Here is a 13,965-nt window from a genome sequence, read left to right on the forward strand (position 1 = left end):
TTTTTAGAGCGGCTGATATTTTTGAATTGTACCTAGAGCACGCTGTGCATATTCTGGGTTTAAAATGTGTAATCCTAGTTTTCCAAATCGTTTCATAAGTAATGTTCTCAAAACATAGCAATGTGAATGAATTTGGTGATACGGGGAGAAAAATCGCGCTTGGGCACAAAATGCCCGTTTCTTACACAGGTGCGCTCGTACTTGAGGATTAAATCTTGGGTAACTCAGCTAAATATTTTCATTTACATATGGTTTCAGATTCTACAGGTGAAACACTGCTCACTGCAGTTCGTGCTACCACGGCTCAATACGAAGGAATTGCTCCTATTGAGCACATTTATCCCTTAATCCGGCAAGATAAGCAGATGGATCGGGTATTAGAAGAAATTGAATCTGCACCCGGTATCGTGCTGTATACGCTGGTGGAAAGAGATGCAGCGCTAAAGCTGGAAGCCAAGTGCAAAGAGCTTTCACTGCCGGTGGTAAATATACTTGATCCGGTCCATCAGGCTTTTAATGCCTACTTGAAAGTCCAGCCGACCTGGAAAGTCGGTGGTCAGTACATGATGGACGAAGAGTATTTTCAGCGTATGGAAGCGTTGAATTACACGATGATGCATGATGACGGCCAAATTGCGCATGATTTGGAGGAGGCAGATGTTGTTTTGGTCGGTATAAGTCGTACTTCCAAAACCCCCACCTGTATTTACTTGGCAAATAGAGGGGTAAAAGCTGCTAACGTACCGCTTGTACCTGAAATAAAACCGCCTCGCGCTTTGTTTAAGCTAAAAAAACCACTTGTTGTTGGACTGATGGCCACAGCTGAAAGAATACGCGACATCAGGCAAAATCGTGTTCTTTCAATTTCACCAGGTGCAGATAATGAACGTTATGTTGATCGGAAATTAATTGCGCAGGAAATAAAAATGTGCAGGACATTGTGTAAAGAAAATGGTTGGCCGCTTATAGATGTTACACGGCGTTCTATTGAAGAAACCGCTGCCGAAATAATCCAGTATTTAACCTTGCATAAAGCAGGAAAACTAGATCTCAACGATCTAATAAAATCAAAATAGGTAACTCGATGAGCAACTTGGTTCTTGCAAGTGGTAGCCAGATAAGGGCAACCCTTTTAAAAAATGCGGGCCTGACACTGACAATTGATCCCGCTGATATTGATGAGCGTTCACTTGAGGCAAAACTGTCTGAAAAAGGTGCAAGCCCTGAAGAAATTGCGCTGGAACTCGCCAAGGAAAAGGCAATTCATGTTTCTAAAAGGCAACCTCAACAGTTGGTTATTGGTGCCGATCAGGTGCTTTCTTTTGAAGATATCCGCCTCAACAAACCAAAAAATATGGCGGAAGCTCAACAGCGTCTCAGGGATTTTTCAGGCAAAAGCCATCAGCTCCATTCAGCAATATGCGTGGCTCTGAATGGGACCTCCCTTTTTCAAGCAACATCTACTGCAAACCTGTTTGTTAGAAAACTGGAAGAGGCGTTTTTAGATTGGTATATGCACAATAGTGGTGAGAGTATTTTACAAAGTGTTGGTGCCTACCAATTAGAGGGTATCGGCATTCAATTGTTTGAGAAAATTGAAGGTGATTACTTCACTATTCTTGGGCTTCCCCTATTACAATTGCTTAACTTTCTTCGATCTGAGGGACATCTAAAAACATGAGAAAAGCTGCAATAACAGGATATCCCCTGTCACACTCCAAATCCCCGGTAATCCATGGATATTGGCTAAAAAAATATGGTTTGCAGGGAGAATATGGCGTTGTTGAAGTCGCGCCGGAAACAGCAATAGATTTCTATGAAAATCTGTCCCGAAATAATCTAATCGGTTGTAACGTTACCATACCAAATAAAGAAAGTGCTTTTAAAGCGGCGGCTCAGTTGGATGATGCTGCAAAAGCAATTGGGGCGGTAAACACCTTATGGCTGGATGAAAATAGCACGTTGAATGGTTCAAATACCGATGCTCTGGGCTTTCTGGGTAATCTGGATCAAAATGCACCTGGCTGGGATTCCCAATCTGGTGATAATTGCGGGAAAAAAGCAGTTGTATTAGGTGCCGGTGGGGCAGCTCGGGCAATTATTTGGGCACTTCTTCAGCGCGGTTTCAAAGAAATTCACATAATTAATCGTACAGCAAAACGAGCAGAGGAACTTGCGGATCATTTCGGTAGAAATATTTTTATAACCCTGTGGGAAAATCGTGAGAAAGAGCTGCATAACTGCCAACTTCTTGTCAATACGACTTCACTAGGTATGAAAGGTCAGCCTAACCTAGAGTTATCACTGGATAACCTGTCAAAAAGTGCAGTGGTTACTGACATAGTATATGCACCTTTGATGACTGATCTCTTGAAATCGGCCCAAGATAGAGGAAACACGGTTGTTGATGGTTTAGGGATGCTGCTGCATCAGGCTGTACCCGGATTTGAACAGTGGTTTGGTGTAAAACCGGAAGTCACAGCAGAACTGCGCCAACTGGTAATCGAGCAAATGGAAAGTTGATAATGCGCATTATTGGCTTAACCGGTTCAATCGGCATGGGTAAATCAACGACAGCTAAGATGTTTGCCAAAGCAGGTGCTGCCGTATACGACGCCGATGCCGCAGTCCATAAACAATACAAGGAAAAGGCTGTACCTGCCATAGCAGCCGCTTTTCCATCAGCCATAAAAGAGGGTGCCATTTGCCGACAAGAACTGGGTAAACTGGTGCTTGGCAATCCTGAGGCTTTTAAAAGGCTTGAGGATATTGTGCATCCACTCGTTCAAGAGGAAGAAAGGGCCTTTCTTCAAAGTGCATGGGAGCAAAAACGTCGGTTCGTTGTGCTGGATATACCCTTACTGCTCGAAAAGCCGGTTGCAGACCGCGTAGACACAATTGTTGTCGTTACAGCGAATGAAAAGTTACAGCGTGAACGTGTTTTAGCCCGACCCAACATGACCGCTGATAAAATGCAGGCAATTTTAAGCAAACAAATGCCGGATGCACAAAAGCGGTTGAAAGCACACTTCATAGTGCATACAGATCGTGGTTTGAAAGCGGCAGAACAACAGGTTAATGCCATACTAAAGGCGCTCTCCTAGAGCCAAAAATTGTAAGCAAGGTTATAATATGCGTGAGATTTCTTTCGACACCGAAACAACAGGCTTGAATCCTTTAGATGGCGATCGCCTTGTTGAAATTGGTGGTGTTGAACTAATGAATCTGGTTCCAACTGGCCGTGTTTATCACGTCTATATCAACCCCCAGCGCGATATGCCTGAGGAAGCTTACCGTGTTCATGGCCTATCTGCTGAATTTTTGGCCGATAAACCCTTGTTTTCCGAAGTTGCCGATGATTTCTTGGAATTTGTTGGTGACGCCCGCTTGGTTATTCACAACGCCCCATTTGATATGGGGTTCATCAATATGGAGCTGGGCCGCATCAACCGGCCGCCGATATCTAATACCCAAGTTCTTGATACCTTGAAAATGGCGCGACGCAAATTCCCAACGGGCTCTGCGTCTCTTGATGCGCTGTGTAGCCGTTTTGGTATCGATAATTCTAAGCGTACCAAACACGGCGCACTACTTGATGCCGAGCTTTTGGCCGAAGTCTATCTTGAGCTGAATGGTGGGAAGCAAAAGAACCTTATTCTATCACCAGATGAAGTTGATAGCGGCAAAGCTGATGAGCAAGGCACAATTGAAAGAGCACCAGCTAAGCAGCGTTCTACCAAACTCGTTTCACGCCTAACAGCCGAGGATATCGAACAGCATCAGCAATTCATCAGCGCTATGAAAGCTGACCCTTTGTGGAAAAAATATATGTAATCAAAATTGATATGAGTAGAGGAGGTATCAATACAATTAATATACTCTAGTGAAAATACTATAATTACAGCAGCGATTTATAACAAATAAATAAATTGAGTTGAGCTACAATGATTGGACAAAGTCCACTTGTTGAGCCGATATGAAACCTCTCACTTTACTCATTTGGATACAGCTTGTTATCGCAATGTTGGGTTTGATAGGATTTGAAATGATCCAAGCCCATCTACGCGGCTTATGGGCGTTGATCATAATAGAATTCATATTGGGTGCCTTCTTGCAACCACCGTTTGCAATTGCGCTTGGAGTTATTACCTTTCTTGCTGCTATTATAGGTTTGTTCTTGGGCATGTTCAGCGAAGGACAAACAGCAATAATTATATTAGCATTTATTTTTATTCCTCTTGCTCCGATGACCTCTTCAGCAATTAAAGCTGGTGTTTATCTGCTTGCTGAAACTGCACAATTCAATGAAGTCAAGCGTAACTACGAGCTACTTATAAATCCCAAAACAAAAATAATGACAACCGTAATGCTGTCTGATCATTTTTCGGCCTTGACGAAAACAGCAGAAAACAAGTCACCAACAATAAATTGGTATTTAGTAGAAAATTATAGCGATATAAGTGGCTTACTAGGAAAAACAGTAGCTGAAAAACGACTTAGAATATTCTTAGATAAACTTAAGCAATTGGTTGACCAGCATGGCTATCTAGTTTTTGTAGACACAAAAACTCACTATTTATTCGCCCTTGTTAAATTGCAATCTGACGCAATAACGCCAAATGAACTAATAGATTTGGTGTTAGCTCAAGAAAAATCTTCAGGTTTTAGTATCAAAGAGCAAGAGCAATGTCGGCACCAATTGAATTGCAAAATTAAAGCCAACAAGATCACAGACCAAAGCAGACTTGATAGTAAAGAGGCTTTACAATGAGCCAATTAATCAAAGCTATTTCAATCTGCGCTGGTTTATACGGTCCAATAGAGGAGCAGCCTTCCAATATATGGCTTCAACAATATGCAAGAGACACAAGGCGTCCAGTTAAATCAGTTATAGTTGATAAGAGAAAAATTATAGCTCCGCTGGATCAAGTGCCCTATTGGTTTCAGCAGCCAAATCGTAGTTGGCTTGTCATTCCAGAGCATATTGAACATAAGAAGAAGCTAAATATAGCACAAGTTGCACTAAAAAATGGCATTAGGCCGGGATTTCTACTGCCTGAAAGCCCACTTATTTTATATCGTTCTCCTCAAAAACTAAGAGAGACGTACGAACTGGTAAAAGTAGGTGCACTCGCAGTACAGCCTCAAAAAAAAATAGAATTAGCGAAGCGTTATAAATCTGCATTATTATTGGCTGGCCTAGGGTTACCTGTTAGCGGCTTTATGTTCATAGCAAGTGATGCAGCATACAGCAGGCCTGTTGATGGATTAATTCTTTTCACAAAAAAAACACCTGATTATCCTGAATTATATCCAATGATAATCAAAGAAAAGCAAAGAAGTGTCGTCCCTGTCTTTTTTAATACTTCAATAGCTGTTGGTGCGAAGGCAAGTACACAAGTAAACCCGAATGAAACTAACTTTCAGCCCGAAACCTATACTTACAAATGGCGATTTTTAGGGGCAGACTTCGAAAGTGGTCCTGATTCAATTACAACAGATTTCTGGGGTAAGCTGGTTTTGGCTGCTGTGGCATTTTCAGCCTATTTCCTAAGTTACATAGTATTGCCTGTTGGTTCGGCCTCTGAATTACTCTCTAGCTTATTTGGTTGGTTAGCAGTGGTAGTAAGTGCAGTTACTACCGTTTTGCTATTTTTTGCCCTAGTTGCAGGAAGGCTGGGTAAATGAGTAGCTACGACCTTTTCTTTATCCTGGGATTTTTAGGTATTTGGAGTGCTCAGCTATACTGGAATCTCCTATCTATTGGCAGTGTTGCTGTATATTTTCGTAACCGTAATAATAAAATTCTAGAGGGGATAAATCAATTCACTGAATGGCCTACAGTGACAATACTTATACCAGCATACAACGAAGCAGCTGTAATAGCGAACACACTATCAGCAATGGAGCAGCTGGATTACGATCAAAAGAAGCTACAAATAATTGTGGTGAATGATGGTTCGACAGATGCAACTAAAAATATAGCTGAGGGCTTTGCCAATCAATCCCGAACAATAGAAGTCTACAATATCCCTAAAGATATGGGAGGTAAGGGCAAATCGCGCACACTAAATAATGGTTTGGTAAAGGCAACAGGCGAAATTATTGTTGTCTATGATGCCGACAACACACCGGAATCCAACTGCCTAAAAAGGTTGGTATACACTCTGATCAAATCGCCTGAATTGGTTGCTGTGAACGGTAAAGTGAGAACCCGTAATTGGAACCAGAGTTGGCTTACAAGGTTTATTGCGATCGAGTTTATTTTTACGCAATGGGTGTTTCAGGCGGGGCGTTGGTACTGGCTCAACCTATCAACGCTTATGGGTACCAACTATGCTATCTGGCGTAATGTTCTCGATACACTTGGTGGCTTTGACGAGAACTCGTTGGTTGATGATACCGAAATGAGTCTTAGAATTTTTGCAGGTGAAAAAAAAATCCGCTGGGTGCCCTATGCTGTTACATGGGAACAAGAACCAGAGAACTTTAATGTTTGGCTCAAACAAAGAACGCGTTGGTCTCAGGGTAATTTATATGTATTGCAAAAATACCTGCCCGTTGGGCTCGCTCGCCCCAAAAGTGTGGGAATGGAGATCTTTCACAGTGTGTTCAGCTATATAATTTTTTTACCAGCATTGGTGTTTAGTCATGTCATTTTTTATGGTGGCCTATTGGGATTACTAAACACTTCTGTCAAAGGTCCCTACTCAATACTATGGGCTATGTCATTTATACTTTTTGTTCTTCAGTCTTTTTTTACTTTGAGAGTGGAAAGAGCACCAAGTATTTTATATTTTTATGCAGTTATTTCATACGTTACATATATTCAGTTATTTATTATTGTCGCTCTTCGTGCTGTTTACTTAACCATCAAGGATAATTTAACAGGTAGAGGCATGAACTGGGAAAAAACGTCGAGATCAGATGAAAATGATTAAAGGTATAAAACCAATGTGCCCTCTTAAGCTGCATTGTAGATTATTACTAACTTTCATCCTCGTACTGATTATCTATTCAATGCAGCTCAATGTCGGGAGTGCTCAGGCTATAGCTGATGCTAATTATCATGGAAAAACACAGGAGCGAATTTCATCAATTACACTTTCTGGGCAAACTGATAGGCAAATAAGATTCTTCAACATACGTAAGAATAGCCGCTGGCAAAATGTTTATTTACGGTTTCGTGCCGTTGGCGCAAAACAAACATCACTAACTATTTTTCTTGATGGTGAGTTGATTGAAGGCATAGAGGTATTACCTTACAAAGATTATGCAATATCACTTGGAAACATTGAAGATGGTTTTCATTCGATTAGTTTTGTTGCTTCAAATGGCAACTTAGCACCAAATCTACGTCATCTGAATAATTGCTTGTTGCAAGATATACCGTTCATGCAGTTGCAACAGGTTGAACTGTTGGCAGACTATGTAAGCGTATTACCCATAGCAATATCTTCATTACCTGAACCGTTGTTCTCATTGGAAGAGGATACAGTCCTTAATGCAATGATGATTATGGATCACAAAGATATTCCGACTAAGGAAGTAGCTATTGAGATTGCCGCATTTCTTGGAAGTTTTGGGCGTACTATCCTATGGTCTCCTCCAGGACGAAAAGTTAGTAAAAGGGTAGATTTTGAGGTAGAATTAGAACACCGTCCATTATTAAAGACACCGGCCATAATTTCTGTGTATCCGCGTTGGAATCCACCGGGTTACTCATTATATGGCGAAACAAGCCTATCAAACTATCAAAAGCCTGCTCGTTTGCGTATCACATTTCGAGATCTAGAAGCTCTCAAATGGGCTAAGTATGCAATCATATCAGAAAAGTATCGAAACCAGCTCAATAAGCCTCAAATATTTATTGAACGTGAAGTATCTGAAGAAAAGGCCAGATATTACCGCAAGTTTGAGAGCCTATCAGATTATGGAATGTCGAACATAAGGCTTTCAAGAAAACAAGCGACCTATTTGGTAACAGCCCCCCCAGGGCATATGTTTGAGCCCTATGGCATCACCAATATTGTGTTCCAAAGTCGGGCAGGTTTAAGACGGGGTTCGGCTTTGGATTTCTTGATTAATAACCAAATGAGTGGTTCGATAGATTTAACGCAAATTACCCAAGGCGAGGGAATTGCAAACTTTAATGTAGAACTCAATACGGCCTTAAGAAATTTATCGTTGAGTTTTGATCCTATCCTAATATCAAATGATGATTGCCTACCGGGTAATGCTGCCTTTCTGGAAATCAAAGCAGATACCAGCAAATTGGGAATTAAACCCAGACCAATGACAGGTATTGGCGCTTTACCTACCAATCTCGTTGTGCGCCCGATATCTTATCTGAATGATAATTCAGTTGCGTTCGCAACGCTCCTTACCTTGAGTGGCATTACAGTAAAGCTTCTAGCACCAAATAGTAGCTTGGATATGAAGCTGGCAGCAGATAAGAAAGATGCCACATTGTCCATCACTATTGACCCAGATGAGTTCAATAAACTTAGTATCCAAAATCAATCAAGGATTCATGCACCCCTTAATATTCAAGGTGTTTTTGTTGCTCTTACAGGTACTGGTTATCAGATAATCGCATCTGACGAAAACTCATTACAGCAGCTAATTGAGCAGCTTCCATCGTATTTGCCTGTTATTTCAGATGGAATCGAGCTGCTATATTTTTCCTCAAGTGTCGGCTTTATTGAACTTGATACAGATAAAGTTGAGGCAGAAATTTTTTCTTTAACTTTGGACTTACCCCATTACTGGCTGTTGCTAGGTTCAGTGTTATTCATTGTTATTTTCCTGGCAATTGTCGTTATCATTCGTTTTCTAGTCTCACTGAGAAAAGTAAGACGCTAGTATGATTGGCAGACAAAAATGCGCTGTAAAGTATAAATTCCGGACTTTATGGTGGCTTGGTTTCGCGTTTCCGTGTGCTTTTAGTTTTGTAGGTTTAGTTCTCATATGGTTGATCTACTTAACTCCAAAATATAATTTGTTTGCAGGTGTCATTTGGCAACCTGATTTCCAAACGATGGAAGGATTAACTCATGGGCAATTACCATATGGACCATGGGCAGCGGCTGGTTCCAAAACAATAATGGTTCAATTTGGAAAGGTTCGATCTGTTGTCGCTAGGGGAAATCAAGGTGCTGAAATTGTTTGGCCTGGAAAGTTAGGGGCAAATACATCATGGCAAACGCTGGCAGCACAAGCAGGACAATGCAATATTATTGTGGGCCTATCAGGTATTTACCAAGAAGCAGAGGCACGAGAGAACTTCGATCACCTTGTTCAAAGCTCCTTGGATTATATTGAGAAAAATGCGTATTTGGGACAACCATTCGCGTGGTATTTTCCAGTTGAAATTGATCCTAGTTGGAAGGATATGCCAAACTTAAAAAAAAGCTTAAGCGCTTTGCCTCGCCCACTATGGATATCCGCTTATGCTGGTATAAAAAAAGCACAACATCCTAGGCGAATTGCACGATGGTTATTAAACAATCTCCCAAAAGATGTCGGGGTGTTGTGGCAAGATGGTGTGGGTGCGCATTCACGTACTTTAAAAAATTCAGTTAAACTTATTTCTGCTCTTCATGAAAAGTTAGGTACTAAACGCCTCATAATCATAACGGAAAGTTTTAGAACAAATCATGATAAAACAACAAGGCCAGCCACTGGAGCAGAGTTATTTGACCAAATAGCAACCTATCAAAAACACTTTCCCCAATTGCAGCGTTATGTTTTTGAAGGCCCTAAGTTTTTTGGTTGGCCACAACTATTATCTTTAAAATTCCATATAGCGCTTTTTAATAGGCATAGTATTTATCAGAGTTTAGAAGCCAAAGACAAAGAGGGTTGTATATAAAATATTGAAATAGTTAGATTAAAACAATTTGAAAATGGAAAGCTCAACTCTAAATTCTCCATAATCGCGGGAACCATCAAAACGCGAGCCAACTAAGTATTCAGTACGTAAGCTGCTATTATAACTACCGGGAAAATGCCAGACAGCACCGGTCCCTATTTCGTAATAGTTGTTGAAATCATCATCAGCAAGATCGAAGCCAATTTCGCCAATAAGGTAGCTCCTCAATTCGCCAAAAGGATGTGACAACAAAACAAGCCCAGAGCGATTACGAATTTGCCCGATAACATTGTAATCTTCGCGTGAGTATGTGGCGACATTACCGTAAAAGTCAGTGAACATTTCAAGAGGAAATGAGGTTTCCTTTTGAAGGCAGTCGGAAAATAAAGGCGGCAAGTTAGGTGGCTTTGATTGCCAAAATGTTGTTACCCCTGCCTCTAAATGAAATTGAGCTCTGTTTCGGTTGCGGTCAATAAGATCAAAAGCTGTTCCCAATTCTCCATAAATCACAATTGGATACTCTTCAAATGGCCTGATATCACCACCTACTCCAACAACTGCTTGATTGATGTCATAGATAACAGCGTTTTTACCGCCTGTTGATTCGGTGTCTGCGTCCACACGCGCTAAACCATATAGGCGGATATTATGTTCCAATTTTTGTCCCAAACGAATACGCATGGGAAAAAGTAGGCCATTGATGTCAGAGCTATAACTTGGCGCGGTATATAACTCGCCAAACCAAGGATCTTGTGTAATTGGACGATTGTTTGCTTGAATATTAGCAATCGAGCTACAAGCTATATCAACGACTTGTTCATCTTTTGCAGTTAGCAAGCTTTCAAATTGCATTTCTGCTATTTCAGGAAGTGCAATATCATTGAGTAAATACGCTGTTTGCAGGGATATTTGGATATCATCTGGTTGGAGTGCCAAATACTTTCTAGCCGCTGTAAGAGCTTTGCGTTTTTCTCCAGTTCGCAAAAACAAGTAGACCTGAGCCCTATAAACCGTTGGGTCATTTGGTGTTAAGTGCTCAAGCTCTTTTAGCTGGCTACTACCAGTTGATGGGTCTGCTGAATTGGTTTTGTAAAAGCTGGCCCATAACTCATATATTTCATTACCGGGTCTATAATAGCTTTGGTCACGAGCAATTACTGGTTTTATTGCACTAATCTCTTGTGCAGCTGTTTGGCCAACAGCTGTTATTAAGAAAACAAATATATACCCGAAATGCAACGCAGCACTTAATACATTAGCAAGGTAATAGAATAATTTTTCTAGTACCCACATAAATACTCTCGATTTAGATAACTAAATCAGGGATAGAGCATTCGTGGAATCGTGGCTACTTTCCTAATTATTCGGGTTATTTATGTCATGAGTAAAGGTGATTAAAAGAGCCCTTTTCAGGGGCTCTTTATTCATAGCATTGAAGGTAAAACTCTATCTGGCGGTCTATGGCCATCCATAAATGCCTTAATATTGATGATTACTTTCTCACCCATATCAATGCGACCTTCAATTGTTGCAGAGCCCATATGTGGTAACAACACAATACGCTCGTTATTCAGTAGCTTGTTATTAATCGCAGGTTCAAACTCAAAAACATCCAAGCCAGCACCAGCCAGCTCACCCGCTTCTATTTGTCGAATAAGCGCGTTTTCATCAACAATTTCACCTCGTGCTGTATTCACGATATAAGCATCCGGTTTCATAAGTTTTAAGCGCCGTGCAGAGAGCAGGTGGTAGGTTGCTGGTGTGTAAGGGCAATGAATAGACACCACATCCATACGCGCGAGCATTTGGTCCAGGCTTTCCCAAAAAGTTGCCTCAAGGGTTTCTTCAACCTCTAAAGGCTCCCGAATGCGGTTATGATAGTGAATGGACATACCAAACGCTTTTGCCCGCCGCGCAACAGCTTGCCCAATACGCCCCATACCAATGATACCAAGACGCTTACCCCAAATGCGACGGCCTAGCATCCATTGGGGAGACCAGCCAGCCCATTCTTTATTTTCTATTTTTTTGATACCTTCGGACAATCGACGAGGCACAGCCAGCATTAGTGCCATGGTCATGTCTGCGGTATCCTCTGTCATTACGCCAGAGGTATTGGTAACAGTAATCCCGCGGTTATTTGCGGTAGCTACATCAATGCTGTCAACACCGTTACCATAGTTGGCAATCAGTTTTAGACTTGGATTGGCTTGTGCCAAAATTGAAGCATCTATGCGGTCTGTAACTGTTGGAACAAGAACATCGGCTGTCTTGACAGCTTCCACAAGTTCAGCTTGTGTAAAAGGTCTATCAGCTTCATTAAGCTTAGTATCAAATAACTCGCGCATTCTTGTTTCGACAACATCTGGCAATTTGCGCGTAACGACCACAACGGGCTTCTTTTTTGGCATAGTTCCTGCCCTTTTGAAAAACCAATGAGGATATGTTAATCCTCTTCCACCCACTATCGAGTTGCTGAAGTGCTTTGCCGACAGCCCTCATGGTTTCATTAACAGATGGTGCATGTAAAACAAGTCTTGTAAATTAAGGCTATTTACACTAGCAGCGATATTAAGCACATCCTAGCCGATAAGGTAAAATAGTCACTAACCACATAGGCTAACTCCTAGGCACAAACGCACGAACTTGGTACAGCTATGTTAAGCAAATGTATTTTTAAGACGCGTCATTTACTATCTGGTATTATGCTATTGTTTGCACTAGCATATTTAGGAGGTAACGCTTGGGCTCAAAAACAAAAAATAGGACCTAGCGGTTATCCCGTTCCTCGTTTTATCAGCCTAAAGTCTGATCGCGTTAATGTGAGAGTCGGCCCGGGAAGAGACTACGATATTGCGTGGACATTTGTTCGCGCACGATTACCTGTTGAAATAACCCAAGAATATGGGGACTGGCGCCGTATTCGCGATTGGGAAGGAAAAACTGGCTGGATTTTTAAATCTCTTTTAACTGGTTATCGCTCCGCGCTGATAACACCATGGAATAAAGCGCCAGAAAAAACACCTTTATTACGCCGCCCCGGCCCAAATGAGAGAATAATCGCCTATTTAAAACCTTATGTTTTGGCAGGAGTACTAGGCTGCCAAGGAGGCTATTGCCACGTCTCGGGTAAAGATTTTGAAGGCTGGGTGGACCAAACCAAGTTGTTTGGCGTCTACAGTGACGAAAATTTTGAATAAAAAACCCCGCTAACTAACGGGGTTTTTTAGCATTCCGATCATTTGTTATGATCAAGCTTCGGCTTTCTGTTCTCGAAGCAGTTTATCTGCCTGCTTAAGAGCATCCAAGCGTGGCATGGAAACAATGTTGTAGCCAGAATCAACAAAATGAACTTCGCCAGTTACACCACCGGACAGATCTGAGAGTAAGTAGAGACCTGAGCCTCCCAGTTGCTCTTCAGTTACCGTTTCTTTTAATGGTGAGTTGTTTTGCTGATAATTGAACATCAAGCGGGCATCTGAAATACCGGAACCTGCCAATGTACGTACAGGACCAGCAGAAAGCGCATTTACGCGAATGCCGTGTTCCCCATAGTCCATCGCAAGATAGCGTACAGACGCCTCAAGAGCAGCCTTTGCAACGCCCATAACATTATAGTTAGGCATAACGCGTGTTGCGCCCCCATAAGTCAAAGTGACCATTGAGCCGCCATTTGTCATAAGCTCTGCAGCACGTTTTGCGACCTCAACAAATGAGAAGCAGGAAATTTGCATCGTGCGGGAAAAGTTATCCCGGGTAGTGTCGGCAAATTTTCCCTTCAGTTCGTTCTTATCGGAAAAAGCAATCGCATGCACGAGGAAGTCGATAGACCCCCATTCTTCTTTCAATTTAGCAAATACTGCATCCACGCTATCAATATCTTCAACATCGCATGGCAACAGTAGCGATGAACCGACGCTTTCAGCAAGCGGTTTAACACGGCGTCCAAATGCATCACCTTGATAGGTGAAAGCCATTTCTGCACCGTGATCGCTAAGAGTTTTGGCAATGCTCCAGGCAATTGAGTGATCGTTAGCAACACCCATTACGAGACCGCGCTTGCCCTTCATGAGCTGGCTCATGTGAAACTC

The 13,965-nt window shown here is 41.8% G+C and carries 14 protein-coding genes; 11 read left to right on the forward strand and 3 right to left on the reverse strand.

Annotated features, from left to right (window positions below):
* Positions 1-215: 215 nt before the first annotated feature.
* The 10 genes from AYK67_RS07515 (at position 216) to AYK67_RS07560 (ending at position 9,874) form a co-directional block, all read left to right on the forward strand.
* Positions 216-1,076: a pyruvate, water dikinase regulatory protein gene (locus tag AYK67_RS07515; RefSeq protein WP_420800596.1), complete on the forward strand. Its 861-nt coding sequence runs from the start codon at positions 216-218 to the stop codon at positions 1,074-1,076.
* An 8-nt stretch (positions 1,077-1,084) separates the two neighbouring features.
* The gene (locus AYK67_RS07520) at positions 1,085-1,681 is read left to right on the forward strand and encodes a Maf family protein (RefSeq protein ID WP_068084453.1); all 597 of its coding nucleotides are present in this window, start codon (positions 1,085-1,087) and stop codon (positions 1,679-1,681) included.
* On the forward strand, positions 1,678-2,523 hold the full coding sequence (locus tag AYK67_RS07525) for a shikimate dehydrogenase (protein ID WP_068084455.1): 846 nt from the start codon (positions 1,678-1,680) through the stop codon (positions 2,521-2,523). The genes AYK67_RS07520 and AYK67_RS07525 overlap by 4 nt, the downstream gene beginning before the upstream one ends.
* 2 nt (positions 2,524-2,525) lie before the next feature.
* A complete protein-coding gene (gene coaE, locus AYK67_RS07530) occupies positions 2,526-3,104 on the forward strand; it encodes a dephospho-CoA kinase (RefSeq protein ID WP_068084459.1) in 579 nt (192 codons plus the stop codon).
* Between the two features lie 28 nt (positions 3,105-3,132).
* The gene (dnaQ, locus tag AYK67_RS07535; protein ID WP_068084461.1) at positions 3,133-3,834 is read left to right on the forward strand and encodes a DNA polymerase III subunit epsilon; all 702 of its coding nucleotides are present in this window, start codon (positions 3,133-3,135) and stop codon (positions 3,832-3,834) included.
* Positions 3,835-3,976: 142 nt separating this feature from the next.
* Positions 3,977-4,771, forward strand: a complete 795-nt coding sequence (locus tag AYK67_RS07540) for a hypothetical protein (protein WP_068084464.1) — start codon at positions 3,977-3,979, stop codon at positions 4,769-4,771.
* Complete coding sequence (locus AYK67_RS07545) at positions 4,768-5,688, forward strand: hypothetical protein (protein WP_068084466.1); 921 nt, start codon at positions 4,768-4,770, stop codon at positions 5,686-5,688. The genes AYK67_RS07540 and AYK67_RS07545 overlap by 4 nt, the downstream gene beginning before the upstream one ends.
* Complete coding sequence (locus tag AYK67_RS07550) at positions 5,685-6,941, forward strand: glycosyltransferase family 2 protein (protein ID WP_068084469.1); 1,257 nt, start codon at positions 5,685-5,687, stop codon at positions 6,939-6,941. The genes AYK67_RS07545 and AYK67_RS07550 overlap by 4 nt, the downstream gene beginning before the upstream one ends.
* Positions 6,928-8,865, forward strand: coding sequence for a hypothetical protein (locus tag AYK67_RS07555; protein WP_068084472.1), 1,938 nt, complete (start codon positions 6,928-6,930; stop codon positions 8,863-8,865). Before AYK67_RS07550 ends, AYK67_RS07555 begins: the two co-directional genes overlap by 14 nt.
* A 1-nt stretch (position 8,866) precedes the next feature.
* Positions 8,867-9,874 carry an alpha-amylase family protein gene (locus AYK67_RS07560; RefSeq protein ID WP_068084474.1) on the forward strand — a complete coding sequence of 336 codons (1,008 nt, stop codon included), beginning with the start codon at positions 8,867-8,869 and terminating at the stop codon, positions 9,872-9,874.
* Between the two features lie 18 nt (positions 9,875-9,892).
* Here AYK67_RS07560 and AYK67_RS07565 read toward each other — a convergent pair whose 3' ends face one another.
* A complete protein-coding gene (locus AYK67_RS07565) occupies positions 9,893-11,167 on the reverse strand; it encodes a tetratricopeptide repeat protein (protein WP_068084477.1) in 1,275 nt (424 codons plus the stop codon).
* A gap of 131 nt (positions 11,168-11,298) precedes the next feature.
* Positions 11,299-12,285 (reverse strand): 2-hydroxyacid dehydrogenase, encoded by a 987-nt coding sequence (locus AYK67_RS07570; RefSeq protein WP_068084479.1) that lies wholly within the window; start codon positions 12,283-12,285, stop codon positions 11,299-11,301.
* Positions 12,286-12,579: 294 nt separating this feature from the next.
* Between AYK67_RS07570 and AYK67_RS07575 the strand changes: the two genes are divergently transcribed.
* Entirely contained in the window at positions 12,580-13,074 is a 495-nt protein-coding gene (locus AYK67_RS07575) for an SH3 domain-containing protein (protein WP_068085313.1), read from the forward strand.
* A gap of 51 nt (positions 13,075-13,125) precedes the next feature.
* On the opposite strand, the gene fabI is transcribed toward AYK67_RS07575, so the two are convergent.
* The gene (fabI, locus tag AYK67_RS07580) at positions 13,126-13,956 is read right to left on the reverse strand and encodes an enoyl-ACP reductase FabI (RefSeq protein WP_068084482.1); all 831 of its coding nucleotides are present in this window, start codon (positions 13,954-13,956) and stop codon (positions 13,126-13,128) included.
* Between the last annotated feature and the right edge of the window lie 9 nt (positions 13,957-13,965).

It is taken from the genome of Polycladidibacter stylochi (assembly GCF_001562055.1).
In the GTDB taxonomy this organism is placed as follows: Bacteria; Pseudomonadota; Alphaproteobacteria; order Rhizobiales; family Stappiaceae; genus Pseudovibrio; species Pseudovibrio stylochi.